The 25,035-nt window shown below is 54.2% G+C and carries 25 protein-coding genes; 21 read left to right on the forward strand and 4 right to left on the reverse strand.

Annotation, left to right across the window (positions count from 1 at the left end; translation table 11 throughout):
- The first annotated feature begins 178 nt into the window (after nucleotides 1-178).
- The 5 genes from OGX86_RS00070 (at nucleotide 179) to pmrB (ending at nucleotide 5,945) form a co-directional block, all read left to right on the forward strand.
- Nucleotides 179-940 (forward strand): AraC family transcriptional regulator, encoded by a 762-nt coding sequence (locus tag OGX86_RS00070; protein WP_008786968.1) that lies wholly within the window; start codon nucleotides 179-181, stop codon nucleotides 938-940.
- 127 nt (nucleotides 941-1,067) lie between these two features.
- Nucleotides 1,068-2,405, forward strand: a complete 1,338-nt coding sequence (gene adiC, locus OGX86_RS00075; protein ID WP_003031853.1) for an arginine/agmatine antiporter — start codon at nucleotides 1,068-1,070, stop codon at nucleotides 2,403-2,405.
- Between the two features lie 146 nt (nucleotides 2,406-2,551).
- Nucleotides 2,552-4,189 (forward strand): phosphoethanolamine transferase EptA, encoded by a 1,638-nt coding sequence (gene eptA / locus OGX86_RS00080; RefSeq protein ID WP_286638968.1) that lies wholly within the window; start codon nucleotides 2,552-2,554, stop codon nucleotides 4,187-4,189.
- 4 nt (nucleotides 4,190-4,193) lie between these two features.
- Nucleotides 4,194-4,862: a two-component system response regulator PmrA gene (gene pmrA, locus OGX86_RS00085; protein ID WP_286638970.1), complete on the forward strand. Its 669-nt coding sequence runs from the start codon at nucleotides 4,194-4,196 to the stop codon at nucleotides 4,860-4,862.
- Nucleotides 4,863-5,945, forward strand: a complete 1,083-nt coding sequence (gene pmrB / locus OGX86_RS00090) for a two-component system sensor histidine kinase PmrB (RefSeq protein WP_286638972.1) — start codon at nucleotides 4,863-4,865, stop codon at nucleotides 5,943-5,945.
- Here pmrB and pmrR read toward each other — a convergent pair.
- A complete protein-coding gene (pmrR, locus tag OGX86_RS00095; protein ID WP_003826741.1) occupies nucleotides 5,939-6,028 on the reverse strand; it encodes an LpxT activity modulator PmrR in 90 nt (29 codons plus the stop codon). The genes pmrB and pmrR overlap by 7 nt on opposite strands.
- Nucleotides 6,029-6,596: 568 nt before the next feature.
- Nucleotides 6,597-8,099, reverse strand: coding sequence for a glycine betaine/L-proline transporter ProP (gene proP, locus OGX86_RS00100; RefSeq protein ID WP_003826737.1), 1,503 nt, complete (start codon nucleotides 8,097-8,099; stop codon nucleotides 6,597-6,599).
- 699 nt (nucleotides 8,100-8,798) lie between these two features.
- Here proP and kdgT point away from each other — a divergent pair.
- Nucleotides 8,799-9,797 (forward strand): 2-keto-3-deoxygluconate transporter, encoded by a 999-nt coding sequence (kdgT, locus tag OGX86_RS00105; protein ID WP_128317538.1) that lies wholly within the window; start codon nucleotides 8,799-8,801, stop codon nucleotides 9,795-9,797.
- A gap of 30 nt (nucleotides 9,798-9,827) precedes the next feature.
- Here the strand turns inward: kdgT and OGX86_RS00110 are convergent, their stop codons facing one another.
- Nucleotides 9,828-10,721 (reverse strand): diguanylate cyclase regulator RdcB family protein, encoded by an 894-nt coding sequence (locus OGX86_RS00110; protein ID WP_048227455.1) that lies wholly within the window; start codon nucleotides 10,719-10,721, stop codon nucleotides 9,828-9,830.
- A complete protein-coding gene (gene crfC / locus OGX86_RS00115) occupies nucleotides 10,718-13,075 on the reverse strand; it encodes a clamp-binding protein CrfC (RefSeq protein WP_286638974.1) in 2,358 nt (785 codons plus the stop codon). Before crfC ends, OGX86_RS00110 begins: the two co-directional genes overlap by 4 nt.
- 541 nt (nucleotides 13,076-13,616) lie before the next feature.
- On the opposite strand from crfC, the gene OGX86_RS00120 reads away from it, so the two are divergent.
- From OGX86_RS00120 to phnO, 15 genes are all read left to right on the forward strand, one after another.
- The gene (locus OGX86_RS00120) at nucleotides 13,617-13,952 is read left to right on the forward strand and encodes a zinc ribbon domain-containing protein YjdM (RefSeq protein WP_003031835.1); all 336 of its coding nucleotides are present in this window, start codon (nucleotides 13,617-13,619) and stop codon (nucleotides 13,950-13,952) included.
- 139 nt (nucleotides 13,953-14,091) lie between these two features.
- Nucleotides 14,092-14,541 carry a VOC family metalloprotein YjdN gene (gene yjdN / locus OGX86_RS00125; protein ID WP_048215105.1) on the forward strand — a complete coding sequence of 150 codons (450 nt, stop codon included), beginning with the start codon at nucleotides 14,092-14,094 and terminating at the stop codon, nucleotides 14,539-14,541.
- Nucleotides 14,542-14,673: 132 nt separating this feature from the next.
- The gene (gene phnC / locus OGX86_RS00130) at nucleotides 14,674-15,462 is read left to right on the forward strand and encodes a phosphonate ABC transporter ATP-binding protein (protein ID WP_003826726.1); all 789 of its coding nucleotides are present in this window, start codon (nucleotides 14,674-14,676) and stop codon (nucleotides 15,460-15,462) included.
- Between the two features lie 23 nt (nucleotides 15,463-15,485).
- On the forward strand, nucleotides 15,486-16,502 hold the full coding sequence (gene phnD / locus OGX86_RS00135; protein WP_008786961.1) for a phosphonate ABC transporter substrate-binding protein: 1,017 nt from the start codon (nucleotides 15,486-15,488) through the stop codon (nucleotides 16,500-16,502).
- Nucleotides 16,503-16,635: 133 nt separating this feature from the next.
- Nucleotides 16,636-17,415, forward strand: a complete 780-nt coding sequence (gene phnE, locus OGX86_RS00140) for a phosphonate ABC transporter, permease protein PhnE (protein WP_016155398.1) — start codon at nucleotides 16,636-16,638, stop codon at nucleotides 17,413-17,415.
- A gap of 20 nt (nucleotides 17,416-17,435) precedes the next feature.
- Entirely contained in the window at nucleotides 17,436-18,161 is a 726-nt protein-coding gene (gene phnF, locus OGX86_RS00145) for a phosphonate metabolism transcriptional regulator PhnF (protein ID WP_168978973.1), read from the forward strand.
- On the forward strand, nucleotides 18,162-18,614 hold the full coding sequence (gene phnG, locus OGX86_RS00150; protein WP_168978974.1) for a phosphonate C-P lyase system protein PhnG: 453 nt from the start codon (nucleotides 18,162-18,164) through the stop codon (nucleotides 18,612-18,614).
- Nucleotides 18,611-19,207: a phosphonate C-P lyase system protein PhnH gene (gene phnH, locus OGX86_RS00155; RefSeq protein ID WP_286638978.1), complete on the forward strand. Its 597-nt coding sequence runs from the start codon at nucleotides 18,611-18,613 to the stop codon at nucleotides 19,205-19,207. The genes phnG and phnH overlap by 4 nt, the downstream gene beginning before the upstream one ends.
- On the forward strand, nucleotides 19,207-20,274 hold the full coding sequence (locus tag OGX86_RS00160) for a carbon-phosphorus lyase complex subunit (protein ID WP_286638980.1): 1,068 nt from the start codon (nucleotides 19,207-19,209) through the stop codon (nucleotides 20,272-20,274). The genes phnH and OGX86_RS00160 overlap by 1 nt, the downstream gene beginning before the upstream one ends.
- 46 nt (nucleotides 20,275-20,320) lie before the next feature.
- A complete protein-coding gene (gene phnJ, locus OGX86_RS00165; RefSeq protein ID WP_049259807.1) occupies nucleotides 20,321-21,112 on the forward strand; it encodes an alpha-D-ribose 1-methylphosphonate 5-phosphate C-P-lyase PhnJ in 792 nt (263 codons plus the stop codon).
- Nucleotides 21,109-21,867, forward strand: a complete 759-nt coding sequence (phnK, locus tag OGX86_RS00170; RefSeq protein WP_003844769.1) for a phosphonate C-P lyase system protein PhnK — start codon at nucleotides 21,109-21,111, stop codon at nucleotides 21,865-21,867. The genes phnJ and phnK overlap by 4 nt, the downstream gene beginning before the upstream one ends.
- Nucleotides 21,868-22,233: 366 nt before the next feature.
- Nucleotides 22,234-22,920, forward strand: a complete 687-nt coding sequence (gene phnL, locus OGX86_RS00175; RefSeq protein ID WP_048227464.1) for a phosphonate C-P lyase system protein PhnL — start codon at nucleotides 22,234-22,236, stop codon at nucleotides 22,918-22,920.
- On the forward strand, nucleotides 22,917-24,053 hold the full coding sequence (gene phnM, locus OGX86_RS00180; protein ID WP_286638983.1) for an alpha-D-ribose 1-methylphosphonate 5-triphosphate diphosphatase: 1,137 nt from the start codon (nucleotides 22,917-22,919) through the stop codon (nucleotides 24,051-24,053). The genes phnL and phnM overlap by 4 nt, the downstream gene beginning before the upstream one ends.
- 2 nt (nucleotides 24,054-24,055) lie before the next feature.
- Complete coding sequence (gene phnN, locus OGX86_RS00185) at nucleotides 24,056-24,610, forward strand: ribose 1,5-bisphosphokinase (protein WP_048215112.1); 555 nt, start codon at nucleotides 24,056-24,058, stop codon at nucleotides 24,608-24,610.
- Nucleotides 24,597-25,031, forward strand: coding sequence for an aminoalkylphosphonate N-acetyltransferase (gene phnO, locus OGX86_RS00190; protein ID WP_048215113.1), 435 nt, complete (start codon nucleotides 24,597-24,599; stop codon nucleotides 25,029-25,031). Before phnN ends, phnO begins: the two co-directional genes overlap by 14 nt.
- Nucleotides 25,032-25,035: the final 4 nt, after the last annotated feature.

Here is a 25,035-nt window from a genome sequence, read left to right on the forward strand (position 1 = left end):
GCCTTTCCACTTGCGTACAAAAATGTGTACATAAGAAAAATCCCGCCAAACATTGTAATTAATTTCAGACACGTTATTTTATTGCAGTCCTGGTTTCATCATACAATTTCAATTTAGCCGATTTGGCTCATCTGATGTTGAGCTACGGTGTTTTATGTTCATATTCCTGGAGTTGGGTATGAGGCTTTGCAGCAAAGAAGCTTGTGTTGTTGTATTAACGGAGAAGGATGTTTGGTTAAGGATTAACGGTAAAGAAGCCATCAGTTTAAAAGCTAATCATATGGCACTGGTGGCATGCGATAATAATATTATCGATTTCTCATCACTTAATAACGCATTGGTCGTACATATCAGCCGCGATATCATTAAAGATTATCTGCGCTTTTTAAATAAAGACCTTTCACAGATCCCACTCTGGCAACGCAGTGCCAGCCCAGTGATGACCGCCGCGTGTCTGACGCCGGATGTCTTCAGGGTGGCTGCCCAACACAGCGTAATGGACACAGTGAACGAAGCTGAAAGAGAGCGTACGCGTTCGCTACTGTTCACGGTGTTATCACGCTTTCTCGACAGCAAAAAGTTTATTTCTTTGCTCATGTATATGCTACGCAACTGTATCAGCGATAGCGTTTATCACATTATTGAGAGCGATATACATAAAGACTGGAATTTAAGCATGGTTGCCAGTTGCTTATGTCTGAGTCCCAGTTTGTTAAAGAAAAAGCTCAAAAGTGAAAATACAAGTTACAGCCAAATAATTACCACATGTCGCATGCGATATGCTGTCAATCAATTACTGATGGACGGCAAAAACATTTCTCAGGTCTCTCAACTGTGTGGATATAACAGTACCTCATACTTTATCTCCGTATTCAAAGAGTTCTATGGGATGACGCCTCTGCATTATGTTAGCCAACATAGGGAGCCATCCGCCGCCTGATTTTTAATCAGTTAGCGATAAGCCATAATAATATCAGCATTAGCGATACCCCAGCTCCGTCATCATTAAACAGACTTTTGACGAGGTATGATAAGGCGTCATTTATCCTTATCAGGAGTTAAAAAATATGTCGACGGATGCTGATGCTCACAAAGTGGGCTTAATCCCCGTCACCCTTATGGTGTCGGGGAATATTATGGGTTCCGGTGTATTCCTGCTACCCGCAAACCTTGCGTCAACTGGCGGGATTGCAATCTACGGATGGTTGGTCACGATTATCGGTGCTCTGGCACTGTCGATGGTGTACGCCAAAATGTCGTCCTTAGACTCCAGTCCCGGTGGTTCTTATGCTTACGCCCGCCGCTGCTTCGGTCCTTTTTTGGGCTACCAGACCAACGTGCTGTACTGGCTGGCCTGCTGGATTGGTAACATCGCCATGGTGGTCATTGGCGTCGGTTACCTGAGCTACTTCTTCCCCATCTTAAAAGATCCGCTGGTCCTGACGCTGACCTGCGTCGTAGTGCTGTGGATCTTCGTATTACTGAACATTGTCGGACCGAAAATGATCACCCGCGTACAGGCCGTCGCAACGGTACTGGCACTGGTGCCAATTGTCGGGATTGCCGTCTTCGGCTGGTTCTGGTTCCGCGGTGAAACCTATATGGCGGCCTGGAACGTCAGCGGGATGAACACCTTCGGCGCGATTCAAAGCACTCTGAATGTTACCTTATGGTCATTTATCGGGGTAGAAAGCGCCTCCGTCGCGGCCGGTGTGGTTAAAAACCCCAAACGCAACGTGCCTATCGCCACCATGGGCGGCGTGCTGATTGCCGCTGTTTGCTACGTGCTCTCCACCACCGCAATCATGGGTATGATCCCTAACGCGGCGCTGCGTGTATCAGCCTCTCCGTTCGGTGATGCCGCACGTATGGCGCTGGGTGACACCGCTGGGGCGATAGTTTCCTTCTGTGCTGCTGCCGGGTGTCTTGGTTCTCTGGGCGGCTGGACGCTGCTTGCCGGGCAAACCGCCAAAGCCGCAGCCGATGACGGCCTGTTCCCACCGATTTTTGCCCGCGTGAACAAAGCCGGTACGCCAGTGGCCGGGTTAATTATCGTCGGCATCCTGATGACCATCTTCCAGTTCAGCAGCATGTCGCCAAACGCAGCGAAAGAGTTTGGTCTGGTCTCTTCGGTTTCCGTTATCTTCACCCTGGTGCCGTATCTGTACACCTGCGCCGCGCTGCTGCTGCTCGGCCATGGCCACTTTGGTAAAGCACGCCCGATGTACTTACTGGTGACCTTTATCGCCTTTGTCTACTGCATCTGGGCGGTTGTCGGTTCCGGTGCCAAAGAAGTGATGTGGTCGTTCGTCACGCTGATGATCATCACCGCGCTGTACGCATTGAACTACAACCGGATCCATAAAAACCCGTATCCACTGGATGCCCCGGTAAACAATAACTAACGCCAACAATCGTCGTGGCCCGATGGCGTAAGTTCATCGGGTCAACGTTCTCCTACCGCTCTTCGAAAAATCAACATTAAGAACTTAAGGTTGGCTTAATTTTACTTTGAGAGGATTTGCGCCACATAGTCGATGGAACCCCCTTAATGTTAAAGCTCTTGTTTAAAAGGCCCACTCTCGGGCTAATCAGCTGGCTTCTGCTGATCTCATTTTATCTTGCGACCTTCCTGAACATTGCGTTCTATAAACAAGTGCTGCAAGTCCTGCCTCTGGACTCTGTGCGTAACGTGCTGGTGTTTTTATCAATGCCGGTCGTCGCGTTCAGCGTCATGAACATCGTGCTGACGCTGGCCTCATTCCTGTGGCTTAATCGCCTGGTGGCGTGCATTTTCATTCTGGTTGGTGCATCGGCCCAATATTTCATCATGACCTACGGCATCATCATCGACCGCTCGATGATCGCCAATATGATGGACACTACGCCCGCCGAAACCTTTGCTTTGCTGACGCCGCAAATGCTCATCACACTCGGGGTGAGCGGCATTCTGGCCGCGCTCATTGCCTGCTGGGTAAAAATTAAACCGATCACGCCAGTTATGCGCAGCGTACTGTTTCGTGGCGCGAACATTCTGATCTCCGCCCTGCTGATCGTGCTGGTCGCTGCGTTCTTCTATAAAGATTACGCCTCACTGTTTCGCAACAACAAAGAACTGGTGAAATCCCTCAGTCCATCCAACAGCATTGTGGCGACGTCATCCTGGTATTCACACCAGCGACTGGCCCACCTGCCGCTGGTGCGCATTGGCGAGGATGCACATCGCAATCCGTTGATGGTGAAAGAAAAGCGTAAGAACCTGACGATTGTGGTTCTCGGCGAGACCTCGCGCGGCGATAACTTCTCGCTGTCAGGCTACTCGCGCCAGACCAACCCGCTGCTGGAAAAAGATGATGTGGTCTATTTCCCCCGCACCACATCCTGCGGAACGGCAACGGCAGTATCAGTACCCTGCATGTTCTCGGATATGCCACGCGCGCACTACGACGAAGAACTGGCACAGCATCAGGAAGGCGTACTCGACATCATTCAGCGGGCGGGAATTAACGTTCTGTGGAACGATAACGACGGCGGCTGCAAAGGGGCTTGCGACCGGGTTCCACACCAGAATATGACTAAGTTGAACCTGCCAGGGCAGTGTATTGACGGCGAATGCTACGATGAAGTCCTGTTCCACGGGCTGGAAGAGTACATTAATAATCTGCAAGGCGACGGCGTGATTGTGCTGCATACCATCGGCAGCCACGGTCCGACCTATTACAACCGCTATCCTGCGCAGTTTAAGAAATTTACGCCAACCTGCGATACCAACGAAATCCAGACCTGTTCGCAGCAACAGTTGGTCAATACTTACGACAACACCATTCTTTACGTTGACTATATTGTTGATAAAGCGATCAATATACTGAAAGAACATCAGGATAATTTCACCACCAGCCTGGTGTATCTTTCCGATCACGGCGAATCCTTAGGGGAAAATGGCGTCTATTTGCACGGCCTGCCGTATTCGATTGCACCAGATACGCAAAAACATGTGCCGATGCTGCTGTGGCTCTCCGAGGATTATCAGCAACGCTATCAGGTCTCTCAGACATGTTTGCAAAAACGGGCAAGCTCAGAAGACTTCTCGCAGGATAATCTCTTCTCAACTCTGCTGGGATTAACGGGCGTGCAAACACAGAAATATCAGGCGGCAGATGATATTCTGCAACCCTGCCGGGGAGGCTAAACGAATGAAAATCCTGATTGTTGAAGACGATACGTTGTTATTACAGGGACTGATACTCGCTGCGCAAACAGAAGGCTACGCCTGTGATGGCGTGTCAACCGCCCGTGCAGCCGAGCAGTGTCTGGAGACCGGACATTACAGTCTGGTTGTTCTGGACCTGGGCTTGCCGGATGAAGACGGCTTGCACTTCCTGACCCGCATCAGACAGAAGAAATACTCTCTCCCCGTGCTGATCCTCACCGCCCGTGACACGCTCAAAGACCGGGTCAGCGGGCTGGACGTGGGTGCCGATGACTATCTGATCAAACCGTTCGCACTGGAAGAACTGCACGCCCGCATCCGGGCACTTCTGCGTCGCCACAACAATCAGGGTGAAAGTGAATTAATTGTCAGCAATCTGACGCTGAATATCGGTCGTCGCCAGGTGTGGATGGACGGACAAGAGGTTATCTTAACGCCGAAAGAATACGCGCTCCTGTCGCGTCTGATGCTCAAGGCAGGCAGTCCTGTTCACCGGGAAATTCTGTATAACGACATCTACAGTTGGGATAACGAACCGTCGACCAATACGCTGGAAGTCCACATCCATAATCTGCGCGATAAAGTGGGGAAATCACGTATCCGCACGGTCAGGGGATTTGGCTATATGCTGGTCGCCACTGAGGAAAGCTAAGTGAAGCTGCTGCAATATCTAAAACGACCTCTCCCTCTTCGCCAACGGTTAATACTGACGATCGGTCTAATTCTGCTGGTCTTTCAGCTCATTAGCACCTTCTGGTTGTGGCACGAAAGTACCGAGCAAATACAGTTATTCGAACAGGCGCTGCGCGATAACCGTAACAACGATCGCCACATCATGCATGAGATCCGCGAGGCTATCGCCAGCCTGATCGTCCCCGGCATCTTTATGGTCAGCCTGACGCTGCTAATTTGCTACCAGGCGGTGCGACGTATTACCCGTCCCCTTGCCGATCTGCAAAAAGAGTTAGAGGCACGAGCAGCCGATAACCTGGCCCCGATTGAAATTCACAGCTCAACCGTTGAGATCCAGGCCGTTGTCTCAGCGCTCAATGACCTGGTAACGCGGCTGACCAGCACTATTGAAAACGAACGTTTATTTACCGCCGATGTCGCCCACGAACTGCGCACACCGCTATCAGGCGTTCGCCTGCATCTGGAATTATTATCCAAAACCCATAATGTCGACGTTACGCCGTTGATTGCCCGCCTTGATCAAATGATGGACAGCGTATCGCAGCTGCTGCAACTCGCCCGCGTCGGACAGTCGTTTTCGGCCGGGAGCTACCAGCATGTCAAACTGCTGGAGGACGTTATTCTGCCCTCTTACGATGAACTCAACACCATGCTGGACCAACGTAAACAGACGCTGCTCCTGCCACAAAGCGCGGCGGACGTTGTCGTGCGTGGCGATGCTACGCTGTTGCGGATGCTGCTACGAAATCTGGTGGAAAACGCGCATCGTTACAGCCCGGAAGGCACCCATATTACGATTAGCCTGAACACCGAGCATGATGCCGTCCTGGCCGTCGAGGATGAAGGGCCGGGCATTGATGAAAGTAAATGCGGGGAGTTAAGTAAAGCATTCGTCCGTATGGACAGCCGTTTTGGTGGGATTGGGCTGGGGCTGAGCATTGTCAGTCGCATCACCCAGTTACATCACGGGCATTTCTATCTGCAAAATCGCCAGGGAGCCAGCGGCACTCGCGCATGGGTGGAATTGGCGAAAAATCAGTAAGAGCTCACCCACACATACAAAAAGCTGCTGACGATCAGCACACTGCACACGGTGGTCAAACTTTCATAAATACGGGTTTTCATGACACTCTCCTCCGAAACTATGGAGGAGAGTTTGCCTGACACAGATTAAGCCAACCTTAAGTTGATATCATAAGACACCTTATCCGGCCTACGAAAGTACAACACTGCCCGTAGGCCTGATAAACGTAGTCTCATCAGGCAATAACACGAATGCCCAGGCCATGCGCCGGATGGCGGCTAGCGCCTTATCCGGCCTACGAAAGTACAACGCTGCCCGTAGGCCTGATAAACGTAGTGCCAAGGCATTAACACGAATGCCCTGGCCATGCGCCGGATGGCGGCTAGAGCCTTATCCGGCCTACTGAGTACAATGCTGCCGGTAGGCCTGATAAACGTAGTGCCATCAGGCAATAACACGAATGCCCGGGCCATGCGCCGGATGGCGGCTAGCGCCTTATCCGGCCTACGAAAGTACAACGCTGCCCGCAGGCCTGATAAACGTAGTGCCAAGGCAATAACACGAATGCCCAGGCCATGCGCCGGATGGCGGCTAGCGCCTTATCCGGCCTACTGAGTACAACGCTGCCCGTAGGCCTGATAAACGTAGTGCCATCAGGCAATAACACCGTTACTCTTCAATACGCGGATGCTGCTGCACCAGACGCGTGCGCTTAACCTGTAGCTCAGCAATTTCCTGATCGATATCTTCGATTTTCTGTTCAATGTTATCGTAGTGTTCGCCGAGGATCTCTTTCGCCTCCTGAATATCCGAAGCAGCAGGTGTCGCGCCTTTCAGCGGCTGATTAGCCGTCTCTTTCATGGTCACGCCGGTAATCAAACCTACTACCGCAATCACCATCAGATAATAAGCGGGCATCATCAGATTCTGCGAGCTTTCCACCAGCCATGCGGCCAATGTCGGAGTCAGACCGGCGATTAATACCGAGATATTAAACGCGGCGGCCAGCGCACTGTAGCGAATATGCGTCGGGAACATCGCCGGTAACGTTGACGCCATCACCCCGGTAAAGCAGTTGAGGATCACCGCCAACATCAGCAACCCGGCGAAAATCAGGCCAATAACGTTACTGTTAATCAGAATAAATGCCGGAATCGCCAGCACAAACAGCGCAATACTGCCCATGATCACAAACGGACGACGCCCAAAACGGTCGCTGAGCAAACCCATAATCGGCTGCACAAACAGCATACCAATCATGATGGCGATAATAATCAACACGCCGTGGTCTTCAGAGTAATGCAGGTTATGCGACAGATAGCTCGGCATATAGGTGAGCAGCATGTAGTAGGTGACGTTGGTGGCAATCACCAGACCAACACATGCCAACAGGCTGCGCCAGTGCTTAGTCGCAATCTCTTTAAACGAGACCTTAGGACCTTCCTGCAGACCCTGACGATCGCCCTGCTCCAGTTTATCCACGTGCTGCTGGAACGCCGGCGTCTCTTCCAGCGCATGGCGCAGGTACAGACCAATCAGCCCTAACGGTAGCGCCAGGAAGAACGGAATACGCCAGCCCCACTCAAGGAAGTTATCCTCGCCGACGATAGTTGAGATCAGGACCACCACGCCCGCGCCCAGCACAAACCCGGCAATCGAGCCGAAGTCCAGCCAACTGCCCATAAATCCGCGCTTACGGTCTGGCGAGTACTCTGCGACAAAAATTGATGCCCCGGTATACTCTCCGCCGACCGAGAACCCCTGCGCCATCTTACACAGCAACAGCAGAATCGGTGCCCAGATACCAATTGAGGCATAAGAGGGAATAAGACCGATACAGAATGTACTGATCGACATGATCACGATGGTGATAGCGAGTATCTTCTGACGACCGTATTTATCGCCGAGCATACCGAAGAACAATCCGCCAAGCGGTCGAATCAGAAAGGGAACAGAGAAGGTGGCGAGTGCAGCAACCATCTGCACGCTGGGGTCAGCCCCCGGGAAGAACACTTTACCTAATGCGTAAGCAACAAATCCATAAACACCAAAATCGAACCACTCCATCGCATTACCTAACGACGCTGCGGTAATGGCTTTTCGCAATTTACCGTCATCAATGATGGTAACGTCGCGCAGCGTTATCGGTTTTATTTTTTTCCTTTTTAGCATACTCGTCCTCATAGACTTAGCCCTGTCACGCTCCAGTTCGAGTCCCCTAACGCCCATGCGTCAGGGTCATCACCGAGCGGGGAATGCACAGGCGCATTCCCTGTAACAAGCGTAGCAGGTTTACTTACACTGACGAGAAACGCACAGTACAACCGAACCTGTTGACGCCTGATTGGGCGGTTAATGACCTCTTTACCCTAACAGCGTTTAAATTTGTGATCAACTTCACATATAGTTTTTCATTTCGTCAACATGCGTAAATTAGGTCATTCTTAGTCAGCTTTTTTACATGTAATGCTTGCGATTTACTGACAATTAAATACAAGAATAAATCGCTTTATTGCACCAACAATCACAGCGGTCACTATTATTCTGCTAGCAAAAAAACCACCTAATCCCTTCACAAAAAGATCACAGCTTTTTTAATAATCAGAGCGGCCGGGAACTTTTGCTCGGAATATGTGATGAAGATAACTAAAACATCGTTTTATTTTGATTGAATCAATGTTCCCATGAATGCAAACTAATTCCAGACGCAATATCCCTGGGAGCAGCAACACGCTCAACGTATGCCGCGTTAGATTTTATAAAACAAAGAGATAGCGATTTTCTTTGTTAAGAAATACCAGTAACCATTTGAATTTATTAATTTTTACCCTCTTGCGCGAGTTTTAGCAGCGACAAGACATGAGGACGTTTATGAAAATTAAAGCCACGATTGAACGCATCCCCGGCGGAATGATGTTGATTCCTCTGTTATTAGGCGCAGTGTTAAATACGTTAGCTCCGGATACCGGTGCGTATTTCGGTTCGTTTACCAAAGGAATGATCAGCGGAACGGTACCGATTCTGGCAGTGTGGTTTTTTTGTATCGGCGCATCTATCGATTTGCGGGCAACCGGTACGGTATTACGCAAGTCCGGTACGCTGGTAATAACCAAAATAGCCGTGGCGTGGGTAGTGGCAATGATTGCTGCTTCATTTATTCCTGATACCGGTATTCAAACCGGGTTCTTTGCAGGCCTCTCAGTTTTGGCAATTGTCTCCGCAATGGACATGACCAACGGTGGTTTGTACGCCAGCCTGATGAACCAGTACGGCACCAAAGAAGAGTCCGGCGCATTTGTGTTGATGTCTCTGGAATCCGGTCCGTTAATGACCATGGTGATCCTCGGCTCTGCGGGTCTGGCCTCCTTCGAGCCACACCATTTCATCGGCGCGGTATTACCGTTCCTGATTGGCTTTACGTTGGGCAACCTGGATCACGACCTGCGTTCTTTCTTCAGCAAAGCCACACCGGTGTTGATCCCGTTCTTCGGCTTCGCGTTGGGTAACACTATTAACCTGAGCGTGATCGTTGATACCGGTCTGCTGGGTATCATGCTGGGTGTCGCGGTTATCGTCATCACCGGTATCCCGCTGATTATTGCTGACCGTGTTATTGGTGGCGGGAACGGTACGGCAGGCGTCGCAGCCTCTTCAGCAGCAGGCGCTGCGGTAGCAAACCCGGTGATTATCGCCCAGATTAACCCAGCGTTCGAACCGGTTGCCGCATCCGCTACGGCGCTGGTTGCCGCCAGCGTAATTGTCACCGCCATTCTGGTGCCGATTATCACCGCGCTGTACGCCAAACGTTTTAATAAAAACCTGGTCGCCAACGAAGCGGTGGCCACCCCGGCAGACTCTCTGCACCACTAAACCTGCCTTTATCCTACTCACCAGCCCTGCTCAATTGACGAGCAGGGTCGGTGCAAAAATCTCCTCAACCATCGCATCGACCAGCCGCTTTGCCGAACACAATCGCGGCATCCCCAAGGCCACGTTTTGCCACCGCTGCGTCACCGACCAGCTTACCGGATGACGTTGCGCATCGCACCAGCTCCCCAGCCAGCTCAGCATATCGTTATACTCGCCCGATCCGCCGACAGCTGGCGTGCTGAGCCAATGATGATAGTAATGACGCGTAGCGGGCGCTGCATTCACGCTGTCCGCCAATGCCTGAGCCGCCATGGTTCGCAGGTTATCTTTTAGCATTAACACCACATCGGCATTCGCTAACCGGCAGGCATCACCAAAAGCCCCCCAACGTAGCTCCTCCAGCGCGACAAAACAGCGTCCTGGTAACGACCAGCCGTCATACGCGCCAGCCCGCCAGCGGGTAAAAATTTGTTCGCTATGCTCGCCCGCCTGAACCGTGAGGCCGCGCTGGGTCAGCGCCTTCTCTTTATACGCCGCGCGTTGGGTAAACCAGTCAGTCAGTGAATTTATTTGCTGTAAAAGACCGGGGGTTGAAAGCCCACGCGGGTGTTCTGTTTGTTGCAAAAACATCAGCCCTTCGGCGATCCGTACCAGCGCCAGATGACCCGGGTCAATCATGCCTGCCAGCTTCTCCACCAGCTTAAGGCGCATCACCAGATGCTCGCTGGACACTCCCGCCATCACCCACGCCCGCAGTTGCGTTTGGGATAACACTTCCTGCGTCAGACGCGCACGCAGCCGCTTCTGCTGTTGCAGAAAACCGCCGGAACGTTTGGTTTCATCTCCCTGAACCAGATCGACCATAAACTTCGGGTAGACACACTCCAGCGTCCTCCCGGGGCCTTCCAGTAAAACGTTAGTCATGTGTGCTCGGTTGCAAAAAGGGTATTGATATCGTCACGCAGCAATCGGGAATCTTCATAAAGCCATGTCGCAATCGTAATGCGCTGCTGCAATTGCTCATTCATTGCATTCACCGCCGATTCATTTTGTTGGCGTAGCGTCAGGCTCTCACTCAGACTCGCCTGCAATTGCGCCAGGCACAGAGAGAAATCAGCAAAAAATGTGGCCATGCCAGCCGTAACGGAGATATCGACCTGAGCAGCTAAAGCTTTACGAATTTGTTGGCAAAACTGGGAGACGTACTGCACAAGGTTTTTATGCAATGCGCCCATATCAATGAGATAACGCGTTTTTGTTTCGACGTAATCATTCCATCCCCAGTTGGGTTGATTTAGCCAACGAGAGAAAGTGTCACGCACCACACCGCCAGTAGACGGCGCATTTTCTGCCGGAATATCCTGCTCAATGGCCTCGTTAAACAATTGGCGGGTATTGAAATTAAACATCGCCGTATGGAACGCTGGAAAACGGATCCGCGCACGAAAACCGGCGTGGTTTAGCTCCTCTTTCACCCTTTGCTCAATTGGCCGCATCGCGTCATTTAGCGCCCGGGAGAGCGTCGACTCAAGCTGTTCAAAACGCAGGGCTAAGTCCCGGCTGATGCTTTCCTGCGCCGCCAGCAATACCCCCTCACAGGATGAGCGAATTTTATCTAACACAATTTTCGCCTGCCCTTCATCATGCAGCACCAACATCTCTCCGGCCATTTCTGCCGTATTCACAGCATTCCCCAGACCGTGTTGTGACATCATCAGGACGTTATCTTTGACAAAGAACGTATTGATACCGCAAAGAATCTCAGTCTGTTGCTCACTGAGATAGGCAGCGGCAGCCTCCAGCGCCAGTTCTACTTCATGGCTGACTTCATCGCTCACCCGCCCCTGGCTCACTTCTAACTGCTGCATATCCTCTTCAATATGCGTGATGTTCAGCCGCAGTTTGTCATAGGCGACCGTTAACCCGTGGGCGCGAAATTCCAGATATTCGTGCACGCTTTGTGCATAGTTCAATAACTTATGTGACGCAGAGCGAAGCGCATACAACGAAGCATTAGCATAAGCGGCGTGGATCACTTTCTGGATCGGCTGTTCAAACAGCGAGTCTTCCCACAACAGGTCGGCGGCATGGCGGATGTGTTCCGTATCGTCAAGATCGGTGGTGCGCCAGCGTCTGCCAAGCGCCGCTTCGGCAAAATCCTGCACCCAACGTTGCTCCTGATGATCCGGCAGTCGCCCGCGCGTCGTCAGCTCATGACGCGCCCTGTTCGCCAGATAGCCCCACATTGAGGAGACCGGATAAATTCTTTCAGGGGCGATTCCGCCTTGCATCAATGTGCCGGAAATCAACGCCCGCACCTGGTCTTCATCGTCACTGTTGCGGTCTTTCTGATCGAACTTGTTCACCAGCGCATACAGAGGAACTGACTTGCCGACCGCCATAATCGCCTGACGCACTTCCTCATCGGAAATCGATTTCAGTTGGGTGTAATCCAACACCGCCAGCACCGCAGAGGCCCGCACCAGCTGTTCATTGAGCATTTTTTGTAAGTGCGGTTGTCCCGCCTCGTTCGGCCCCGGCGTATCCAGCAGCGTTAATTGCCCTGGGTAGCTTGCCTGTCCAGCCAAATGGACAAATTCAACCTCAATAACCGGAATATGCTCAATCGCAGCATAGGCAGCAAAAGGAAAATCAACGTCCAATGCTTTTGACAGGCGCACCAGGTCGTTCAGGCTTTTAAGACAATGGAAAATAGGCTGTGCGCCAAGATAATACCGTTCAAATGCCACACCATTTTCAATATGTTGCAGCAGGACATTCATATCCTTGTCAATTTCCAGGGTCTGCGTAAGACGCAGGCGATCGCACTCGCGCACGCGTTGCTGCAAAACCTTCATTAAGGCATCGATCGGCGCGACATGTGAAAAATGCAGCACCGGCTCTTTCTGCCCCGGCGTATGGCGTATTAGCGTTGGTAACGCCGTCATGGGGCGATTACGATTAGGTAACACCTCTGTCCCCACAATCGCGTTAATCGTCGTCGATTTTCCCGCTTTCATGGTGCCAACAATCGCCAGCACCATTTCCAGACGCGTAATCTTGCGCAGCTCATTATTGAGCGTTGCTTGCTGGACATCCATGCCACGCGCGCTGAAATGCAGGGGCTGAACAACCTGACTGCTATGCTCTCCTTGTTTTAGCGCGACATCATCCAACGAGGTCACGGGCAATTTTTGCAATTGCCTGAGATGTTCAAGCGAGAGCATCAGCAAGCGTTCCGCTTCCTGACTTAATTCATAAATTGTCTGTGTGTGCATGGAAAATTTTTCCTTAACGCAAATGGCATTACTTTTATTTAGCCCAATCGTTTTATTTATAGATTTTTTGGCTTTTATAATTACGTATAGAAATAATTAAAATCAAAACAACCAATTGATATTATTAAAATAAATTTGGTGTATAACCGCTGGCCTGATGCCTCTCACTTATGAAAATAAGTAAGAAAGATAGACAGCGTAGTTCAGTTTTAAAAAATGCCAGCGGAATCCCCCTACTAAATTTAAGGGGTTCAATGATATTCAATCACAATGACTTAGGTATTTCTAAGCAATGTTACCTATGAATATCAGATATTTCGCCTCACCTTATCTTAAATATCTAAGCGTAGCAATTTCCCTTAAAAAATATTCCGCCATACTTTCATTGAGGTGAAAGCAGAGGGTCTTTACAGCAGATCATTTTGCGTAATCGCGCAGTAGTCCCGACAAATGCAGGGATTTTATGTATAATTGCGGCCTTTTTCGGCAATCTGCCATTTTTTGGGCGCATTTGCCCCTGCTGACTTTTGAGGAAATCCACATGTCATTACCACACTGCCCGCAATGCAACTCCGAATACACTTACGAAGATAACGGCATGTTCATCTGCCCGGAATGCGCTCACGAATGGAACGATGCTGAACCGGCGCAGGACAGCGACGAACTGATCGTTAAAGATGCCAACGGCAACCTGCTGGCTGACGGCGACAGCGTTACCGTCGTGAAAGACCTGAAGGTAAAAGGTAGCTCTTCCATGCTGAAGATTGGTACCAAAGTGAAAAACATTCGTCTGGTTGAAGGTGACCACAACATCGATTGCAAAATCGATGGCTTTGGCCCAATGAAGCTGAAATCTGAGTTTGTGAAAAAGAACTGATGCAAATTGCCTGATAGCGCGACGCTAATCAGGTCAACACCAGCTCATCTGCCAGGCGGGAAGCTCATACTTCCCGCCTGGTTTATTTTTGCAGACGCTAACTACACTTAATTGGCTTCTTTTACCTGAGGTAAAGATTATGCCGTTAAGTCCCTATATCTCCTTTGCAGGCAACTGCGCTGACGCTATCGCCTACTATCAAAAAACGTTAGGCGCTGAGCTACTCTACAAAATCAACTTCGGTGAAATGCCCAAATCGGCGCAGGAAAGCGAAGATGGTTGCCCTTCAGGCATGAAATTCCCCGACACCGCCATCGCCCACGCCAACCTGCGCGTTGCGGGCAGTGACATCATGATGAGCGATAGCGCCCCGGACGGAAATGCTCACTACTCTGGCTTCACGCTGGTGCTCGACACGCAAAACGTCGATGAAGGCAAACGCTGGTTTGATAACCTGGCAGCAAACGGAAAAATCGAAATGGACTGGCAGGAAACCTTCTGGGCCCACGGTTTCGGTAAAGTGAGCGACCAGTATGGCGTGCCGTGGATGATCAACGTCGTCAAACAACAGCAACCCCCTACAGAGTAATCCAACGGGAGGCCAGCCCTCCCGTACTGTCATCAAATAGCGCTCAACTCTTCATCGTCGAGTAACCATCCCTTAACGAAAACGTCACATTAATCCGCCACGATGGGGCCACTTTTTTAGGGAGGCCGCATCATGCAAACGATTATTCGCGTCGAGAAACTCTCCAAGTCCTTCAATCAACATCAGGCGCTCAATGCGGTTGATCTGAACATCTGTTCCGGTGAGATGGTGGCTCTGCTTGGGCCGTCTGGCTCCGGCAAATCCACCCTTTTACGTCATTTAAGCGGTTTGATCACCGGTGATAAATCCCCCGGTAGCCGCGTCGAGCTGCTGGGCCGCACCGTTCAACATGAAGGCCGCCTGGCGCGCGATATCCGCAAAAGCCGCGCCCACACCGGCTACATCTTCCAGCAGTTCAATCTGGTGAACCGCCTGACGGTGCTGGAGAACGTCCTGATTGGTGCGCTCGGCAGCACGCCGTTCTGGCGTACCTGTTTTAGCTGGTTTAGCCAGGAACAAAAACAGCGCGCGCTCCAGGCGCTGACCCGCGTGGGCATGGCGCACTTTGCATACCAGCGCGTTTCCACGCTTTCGGGCGGTCAGCAGCAGCGTGTCGCAATCGCCCGCGCGCTGATGCAGCAGGCCAAAGTGATCCTCGCCGATGAGCCGATTGCTTCGCTGGACCCGGAATCCGCACGGATCGTGATGGACACCCTACGCGACATAAACCAGACCGACGGCATCACCGTGGTCGTCACGCTGCATCAGGTGGATTACGCCCTGCGCTACTGCGAACGCATCGTCGCGCTGCGCCAGGGCAACGTCTTCTTTGATGGCAGCAGCCAGCATTTTGATAACGATCGTTTTGACCATCTCTACCGCAGCATGAACCGCGTCGAACAGAACGCGCAGGCTGCCTGACATCCCCACAATGAGGAATGGAAATGAGCTATAAGACCGTTGCCGCGCTGGCTTTCACCAGCATGTTTAGTCTCAGCACACTGCTCACCCCGGCCCATGCCGAAGAGCAGGAAAAAGCGCTGAACTTTGGCATTATTTCGACCGAATCACAGCAAAACCTGAAACCGCAGTGGGAACCGTTCCTGAAGGACATGGAAAAATCACTGGGCGTGAAAGTGAACGCCTTCTTCGCCCCGGACTACGCCGGGATCATCCAGGGAATGCGCTTTAACAAAGTTGATATCGCCTGGTACGGCAACCTCTCGGCAATGGAAGCGGTGGATCGCGCTAATGGGCAAGTGTTTGCCCAGACCGTCGCCGCCGACGGATCCCCAGGTTACTGGAGCGTGTTGATCGTTAACAAAGACAGTCCGATCAATAACCTGAACGATCTGATCGCCAAACGTAAGGATCTGACCTTCGGCAACGGCGATCCCAACTCAACGTCAGGCTTCCTCGTCCCCGGTTACTACGTCTTCGCCAAAAACAACATCTCCGCCAGCGACTTCAAACGCACCGTTAACGCCGGACACGAAACCAACGCGCTGGCCGTCGCCAACAAGCAGGTCGATGTCGCCACCAACAACACCGAAAACCTCGACAAGCTGAAAACTTCCGCGCCGGAAAAACTGAAAGAACTGAAGGTGATCTGGAAGTCGCCGCTGATCCCGGGCGATCCGATCGTCTGGCGTAAAAACCTCTCCGAAACCACCAAGGACAAGGTGTACGACTTCTTTATGAATTACGGCAAAACGCCGGAACAGAAAACCGTACTGGAACGCCTGGGATGGGCACCGTTCCGCGCCTCCAGCGATCTGCAACTGGTGCCGATTCGCCAGCTGGCACTGTTTAAAGAGATGCAGGGTGTGAAGGACAACAAAGGGCTGAACGAGGAAGAGAAAACCAGCAAAACCTCGGCATTGAAAGCGCAGCTCGATGACCTTGACCGTCTGACCGCCGCACTGGGCGCTATGACCAGCGTCACCAAAGCGGTGCAGTAAACCTGGTGACCAAATTGTAGGCCTGATAAGCGCAGCGCCATCAGGCAATGCAAGGGATTCCATGCCGGATGGCGGTGCCAGCACCTTATCCGGCCTACAACAGACCCGAAACATCGACACCCAGGAGCTAAACATGCAAACCATCACCGTCGCCCCGCCCAAACGTAGCTGGTTCTCGCTGCTGAGCTGGGCCATTCTTCTCGCCGTGCTGGTGGTCTCGTGGAAAGGTGCCGAAATGGCCCCGCTCACGCTGATCCAGGATTCCGGCAATATGGCGACCTTCGCCGCCGACTTCTTCCCGCCGGACTTCAGCCAGTGGCAGGACTATCTCGGTGAAATGGCCGTCACCCTGCAAATTGCCGTCTGGGGGACTGCCCTTGCCGTTGTGCTATCAATTCCCTTCGGCCTGATGTGCGCCGATAACCTCGTGCCGTGGTGGATTTACCAGCCGATGCGTCGCCTGATGGACGCCTGCCGCGCCATCAATGAAATGGTCTTCGCCATGCTGTTTGTGGTCGCCGTCGGGTTAGGCCCATTCGCCGGGGTGATGGCGCTGTTTATCCACACTACCGGGGTGCTCTCCAAGCTGCTTTCCGAAGCGGTAGAAGCTATTGAGCCAGGTCCGGTAGAAGGCATTCGCGCCACCGGTGCCAACAAAATTGAAGAGATTCTGTACGGCGTTCTGCCACAGGTCATGCCGCTGCTTATTTCCTACTCGCTGTATCGCTTTGAATCCAACGTTCGCTCGGCCACGGTGGTCGGCATGGTGGGTGCAGGCGGTATTGGCGTGACCTTATGGGAGGCAATTCGCGGCTTTCAGTTCCAGCAAACCTGCGCCCTGATGGTGTTAATCATCGTCACCGTCAGCCTGCTGGATTTTCTTTCCCAGCGTTTGCGTAAGCACTTTATCTGATTAGCGAGGCATTGATTGCTATGCACTTGTCTACACATCCGACCAGTTATCCAACGCGTTATCAGGAAATTGCCGCGAGACTTGAGCAGGAGCTACGTCAACATTATCGCTGCGGTGACTATCTGCCCGCCGAGCAGCAGCTTGCCGCGCGCTACGAGGTAAACCGCCACACCCTGCGCCGCGCCATTGACCAGTTGGTTGAGCGCGGTTGGGTGCAACGTCGCCAGGGCGTCGGCGTGCTGGTGCTGATGCGCCCGTTCGATTACCCGCTGAATGCCCAGGCGCGCTTTAGTCAGAACCTGCTGGACCAGGGCAGCCACCCCACCAGCGAAAAACTGCTGGCGGTGCTGCGTCCGGCCTCCAGCCACATTGCCGATGCGCTCAGCATAAACGAGGGCGATAACGTGATTCACCTGCGCACCCTGCGCCGGGTTAACGGCATCGCACTGTGCCAGATCGACCACTATTTTTCCGACCTCTCGCTGTGGCCGCTGCTGCAAGGCTTCAACAGCGGTTCACTGCATGACTACCTGCGCGAACAGTCCGGTCTGACGCTGCTACGCACGCAAACGCGCATCAGCGCCCGCCGCGCGCAGGCCAAAGAGAGCAAGGTACTGGAAATCCCCAATATGGCGCCGCTGCTGTGCGTGCGCACCCTGAACCACCGTGAAGGCGAAGAACACGCGGCGGAATACTCCGTCAGCCTGACCCGCGCCGACATGATCGAATTCACTATGGAGCACTGAATGCATTTCGATACCGCCACCCGCCAGCGCTGGATGCGCGCGCTGGCTTACAGCAATGCCGATGCCCTGAACGCCCGCATCACCGCGCTCAAACTAACGCCGGACTATGAACTTATCCGCGCTCCGGAAAGCGGACTGATGCAGATCCAGGCCCGTATGGGCGGTACCGGCAACCGCTTCTTTGCTGGCGACACCACGCTTACCCGCGCAGTGGTACGCCTGAAGAGCGGCACGCTGGGTTACAGCTACCTGCTGGGACGCAATAAACACCATGCCGAGCAGTGCGCGGTGATTGACGCACTGCTGCAGGAACAAACGCATTTCCAGAACCTAATGGAAACCTTAATTGCCCCGCTGGAAGCGGAACGCGATGCGCTGATTAACGCACGCCGTGCCGAAGTCAACGCCAGCCGGGTCGACTTCTTCACGCTGGTACGCGGAGATAACGCATGACACGATCTACAGCACTTCTGACCGCTTTTAATTTACCCGTTCAGGATGCTCAGCAGAGCTTTCGTCGCCTGCTGAAAGCCATGAGCGAACCGGGCGTGATCGTCGCCCTGCATCAACTGAAACACGGCTGGCAGCCGCTGGGTCTGGCGACCACCAGCGTGCTGCTGACCCTGGTCGATGGCGACACGCCGGTCTGGCTGGCGCCGTCGATGGATAACGATATTGCCCGCCAGAACCTGCGTTTTCATACCAACGCGCCGCTGGTGGATCAGCCGCAGCTGGCGGCCTTTGCCGTCGCCGACGAGCGCATCAGCAGCGAACAGCTTAACGCCCTCTCCGCCGGTTCAGCCGTTGCGCCAGAGACCAGCGCCACGCTGATTGTGCAGGTCTCTGGCTTAAGCGGCGGACGCATGCTACGTCTGACCGGCGCGGGCATCGCCGAAGAGCGCATGATCGCGCCCCAACTGCCGGAATACCTGATTCACGAACTCACCGAACGCCCGCATCCGTTCCCACTGGGGGTCGATCTGATCCTCACCTGTGGCGAACGCCTGCTGGCTATTCCGCGAACCACTCATGTGGAGGTGTGCTGATGTACGTCGCCGTCAAAGGGGGCGAAAAGGCGATAGCCAACGCCCACGCCCTACAGGAAAACCGACGCCGGGGCGATGAAACCATAGCTGAACTGAGCGTGGCGCAAATCGAACAGCAGATGAGCCTGGCCGTTGACCGGGTGATGACCGAAGGCGGCATTGCCGACCGCGAACTGGCGGCACTGGCGCTGAAGCAGGCCAGCGGCGATAACGTCGAAGCCATCTTCTTGCTCCGCGCCTACCGCACTACGCTGGCAAAAGTGGCGGTCAGTGAACCGGTTAACAGCGCAGAAATGCGCCTTGAGCGCCGAATCTCGGCGGTCTACAAAGATATTCCCGGCGGGCAACTGTTGGGTCCAACCTATGACTACACCCATCGCTTGCTGGATTTTACCCTGCTGGCCAATGGCGAAACGCCGCCTCTGCGCAGCGCAGACGGCGCGCAGGATGCCTCCCCGCACGTTTTTTCCCTGCTGGCCAACCAGGGGCTGGCAAAGCGTGAAGAGGATGATGGCGCGACACCCGACGACATCACCCGCACGCCGCCGGTTTACCCCTGCTCACGTGCTTCACGTCTGCAACAGCTGATGCGCGGTGATGAGGGCTATCTGCTGGCGCTGGCCTACTCCACCCAGCGCGGCTACGGGCGCAACCACCCGTTTGCCGCCGAAATCCGCAGCGGCTATGTGGCACTGGAAACCGTACCGGAAGAGCTGGGATTTGCGGTGAACGTCGGCGAACTGCTGATGACCGAATGCGAAATGGTGAACGGGTTTGTCGCACCAGAAAACGAATCTCCCCATTTTACCCGCGGCTACGGGCTGGTGTTCGGTATGAGCGAACGTAAAGCGATGGCGATGGCGCTGGTGGACCGCGCCCTACAGGCAGCCGAATACGATGAAACGGTCACAGGACCGGCGCAGGACGAAGAGTTCGTGCTGGCGCATGCGGATAACGTCGAGGCGGCGGGTTTTGTTTCGCACCTCAAACTTCCCCATTACGTCGATTTCCAGGCCGAACTGGAACTGCTCAAACGCCTGCAACAGGAGGCCACCCGTGACCACTAACCTCTCCGGCTACAACTTTGCCTATCTTGATGAGCAGACCAAACGCATGATCCGCCGCGCAATTCTGAAAGCGGTGGCAATCCCCGGTTACCAGGTCCCGTTTGGCGGACGTGAAATGCCGATGCCCTACGGCTGGGGAACCGGCGGTATTCAGCTTACCGCCAGCGTGATTGGCGAGCCGGACGTACTGAAGGTGATTGACCAGGGCGCAGACGACACCACTAACGCCGTGTCGATTCGTAATTTCTTCAAGCGTGTGACCGGGGTGAATACCACTGAGCGTACGGAAGATGCGACGCTGATCCAGACCCGCCACCGCATCCCGGAAACGCCGCTGGTGGAAGATCAGATAATCATCTTCCAGGTACCGATCCCTGAGCCGCTGCGCTTTATCGAACCGCGTGAAACGGAAACTCGCACCATGCACGCGCTGGAAGAGTACGGCATCATGCAGGTGAAACTGTATGAAGATATCGCCCGCTTCGGCCATATCGCCACCACTTACGCCTATCCGGTGAAGGTCAATGACCGCTACGTCATGGACCCGTCGCCCATCCCGAAATTCGACAATCCAAAGATGGACATGATGCCAGCCCTGCAACTGTTTGGCGCTGGCCGCGAAAAGCGTATCTATGCCGTTCCACCTTACACCCGCGTGGAGAGCCTCGATTTCGACGATCACCCGTTTACCGTGCAGAGCTGGGATGAGCCTTGCGCCATCTGCGGCTCAACCCACAGCTATCTCGATGAAGTGGTGCTCGATGACACCGGCAAACGCATGTTTGTCTGCTCCGACACCGACTACTGCCGCCAACAGAGCGAGGCCCTCAGCAAATGACGCAACCGCTGCTTTCAGTCAACAACCTGACCCATCTCTACGCGCCGGGCAAAGGCTTCAGCGATGTCTCTTTTGACCTGTGGCCAGGCGAAGTGCTGGGCATCGTCGGCGAGTCCGGTTCCGGCAAAACCACGCTGCTGAAATCGATCTCTTCACGGCTGACGCCGCAGAGCGGTGAGATTTTGTATCAGAACCGTTCGCTGTACGGCATGAATGAGGCCGACCGTCGCCGTCTGCTGCGCACCGAATGGGGCGTGGTGCATCAGCATCCGCTGGATGGCCTTCGCCGTCAGGTCTCCGCAGGCGGCAATATCGGCGAACGTCTGATGGCCACCGGCGCGCGCCACTATGGCGACATTCGCGCCACCGCGCAGCGTTGGCTGGAGGAGGTGGAGATCCCTGCCTCGCGTATCGACGATCTGCCCACCACCTTTTCTGGCGGCATGCAGCAGCGCCTGCAGATTGCCCGCAACCTCGTCACCCATCCCAAACTGGTGTTTATGGACGAACCTACCGGCGGGCTGGACGTTTCCGTACAGGCCAAACTGCTGGACCTGCTGCGCGGCCTGGTGGTGGAACTGGATCTGGCGGTAGTGATTGTCACCCACGATTTGGGCGTCGCGCGCCTGCTGGCGGACCGTTTGCTGGTGATGAAGCAAGGTCAGGTGGTGGAAAGTGGGTTAACCGACCGCGTGCTCGACGACCCGCATCATCCGTATACCCAGTTGCTGGTGTCGTCGGTGTTGCAGAACTGATTTTTTGTTGCGCCGGATGGCGGCTATGCCTTATCCGGCCTACGGAGCGGTATCGCTTGTGCCGGATGGTGGCTATGCCTTATCCGGCCTACGGAGTGGTATCGCTTGTGCCGGATGGCGGCTACGCCTTATCCGGCCTACGGAGTGGCATCGCTTGCGCCGGATGGCGGCTGCGTCTTATCCGGCCTACGGAGCGGCATCGCTTGTGCCGGATGGTGGCTATGCCTTATCCGGCCTACGGAGCGGCATCGCTTGTGCCGGATGGCGGCTACGTCTTATCCGGCCTACGGAGCGTCATTGGTTGTAGGCCTGATAAGCGAAGCGCCATCAGGCAATTGAACGCAAAAATGTCTAAAGAGGCTAAAAATGAACGCGATCCGCGTTGAAAATGTCAGTAAAACCTTTGTCCTGCATCAGCAAAACGGCGTGCGTCTGCCGGTGCTGCAAAACGCCACTCTGGACGTTAAAAGCGGCGAATGCGTGGTGCTGCACGGTCACTCGGGCAGCGGCAAATCTACATTGCTGCGTTCGCTGTACGCCAACTACCTGCCGGATGAAGGACACATCCACATCCGCCACAGCGATGAATGGGTCGATCTGGTGCAGGCCCCGGCGCGCAAAGTACTGGAGGTTCGCCGTTCAACCATCGGCTGGGTGAGCCAGTTCCTGCGCGTGATCCCGAGGATTTCCGCGCTGGACGTGGTGATGCAACCGCTGCTGGATCTGGGGGTCTCCCGTGAGGAGTGTACAGCCAAAGCAGCTAACCTGCTTACCCGCCTGAACGTACCGGAACGCCTGTGGCACCTTGCGCCATCAACCTTTTCCGGTGGCGAGCAGCAGCGCGTCAACATCGCCCGCGGGTTTATCGTCGATTACCCGATTCTGCTACTCGATGAGCCTACCGCCTCATTGGACGCCAAAAATAGCGCCGCCGTCGTTGCATTGATTGAAGAAGCGAAAGCCCGCGGCGCGGCCATTGTCGGCATTTTTCACGATCAAACCGTGCGCGACCGCGTAGCGGATCGTCTGCACCTGATGGGAACCACAGCATGATTATTAACAACGTAAAGCTGGTGCTGGAAGATGAAGTGGTGCAAGGATCGCTGGAAATTGAGGGCGGCGTTATTCGCGCCTTTGCCGAAACCCAGAGCCGTCTACCTGAGGCGCTGGACGGCGAAGGCGGCTGGCTGCTACCAGGGCTTATCGAGCTGCATACCGATAATCTCGACAAATTTTTCACCCCGCGCCCGAAGGTAGACTGGCCTGCCCACTCGGCGATGAGCAGTCACGACGCGCTAATGGTCGCCAGCGGCATTACCACCGTGCTGGACGCGGTGGCAATTGGCGATGTACGCGACGGCGGCGACCGTCTGGAAAATCTGGAGAAGATGATCAATGCAGTCGAAGAGACGCAAAAGCGCGGGGTCAATCGCGCCGAGCATCGCCTACACCTGCGCTGTGAGCTGCCGCATCACACTACCCTGCCGCTGTTTGAAAAACTGGTCAGCCGCGAGCCGGTAACGCTGGTGTCGCTGATGGATCACTCGCCAGGCCAGCGTCAGTTCGCCAATCGCGAGAAGTACCGCGAGTATTATCAAGGCAAGTATTCGCTCACCGACGAGCAGATGGCCCGCTATGAAGAAGAACAGTTAGCGCTGGCGGCGCGTTGGTCACAGCCCAATCGCGCGGCGATTGCCCAGATGTGTCGTGAGCGCCAGATTGCGCTGGCGAGCCATGATGATGCCACCCATGATCATGTGCTGGAATCGCACCAGCTTGGCAGCGTGATCGCCGAATTTCCCACCACCTTCGAAGCGGCTGAAGCCTCGCGCCAGCATGGTATGAACGTGCTGATGGGCGCGCCGAACATCGTGCGCGGAGGATCTCATTCCGGCAATGTGGCGGCGCATAAGCTGGCTGAGCTGGGGCTACTGGATATTCTTTCTTCCGATTACTACCCCGCCAGCCTGCTCGACGCGGCATTTCGCGTGGCGGATGACGACGCCAACCGCTTTACCCTGCCGCAGGCCATTCACATGGTGACCCGCAATCCGGCGCGGGCATTAAATCTCGACGATCGTGGCGTTGTAGCCGAAGGCAAACGCGCGGATCTGGTGCTGGCACACCGCAAAGGCGGCAACATCCATATCGACCACGTCTGGCGTCAGGGCAAAAGGGTATTCTGACTATGGGTAAACTGATCTGGCTGATGGGGCCATCCGGCTCCGGTAAGGACAGTCTGCTGGCCGAACTCCGCCAGCAGGAACCGGCGCAACTGCTGGTGGCGCACCGTTACATCACCCGCGCCGCCAACGCCGGGAATGAAAATCATATTGCGCTGAGCGAACAAGAATTTTTTACCCGCGCCGGGCAGAACCTGCTGGCACTGAGCTGGCACGCCAATGGCTTCTACTACGGCGTTGGCGTGGAGATTGACCTCTGGCTACACGCCGGTTTTGATGTGGTGGTCAACGGCTCGCGAGCACATCTGCCCCAGGCGCAGGCCCGTTACGGCACATCTTTACTCTCCATTTGCTTACAGGTTTCTCCGGCGATTTTACGCCAGCGCTTGCAAGCTCGTGGACGGGAGAGCGAAACGGAAATCGCCGCCCGTCTTGAGCGCGCAGCCCGCTACGCCCCGTATGACTGCCACGTCCTGAACAACGATGGAAGTTTGCTACAGTCTGTCGATACACTACTCACACTGATGGGACGCAAGGAGAAGAAACATGTCTGTCTGTGAATTACGCCGCGCAACGCTATACGATACCGATGCGGTTTATGCGCTCATCTGTGAGTTGAAACAGGGTCAATTCGACCTGCAGGCCTTTAGTGCCGGGTACGCCGCAAATCTGCAAGATCCCAATATGCACTACCAACTGGCGCTGCTCGACGGACAGGTCGTCGGCTTGATCGGTCTGCACCTGCAGTTTCATCTGCACCACGCTAACTGGATTGGCGAAATACAGGAACTGGTGGTGATGCCGCAGGCGCGAGGATTAACGGTAGGCAGTCAGTTACTGGCCTGGGCCGAAGCCACCGCGCGCGAAGCGGGTGCAGAGATGACCGAGCTTTCCACCAGCACTCAACGCCTTAACGCTCACCGTTTTTATCAGCGCGAAGGCTATACCCAGAGCCATTTTCGCTTCACTAAACCGTTGTAGGGGG

This window comes from Citrobacter sp. Cpo040 (assembly GCF_030332915.1).
GTDB classification, from domain to species: domain Bacteria; phylum Pseudomonadota; class Gammaproteobacteria; order Enterobacterales; family Enterobacteriaceae; genus Citrobacter; species Citrobacter portucalensis.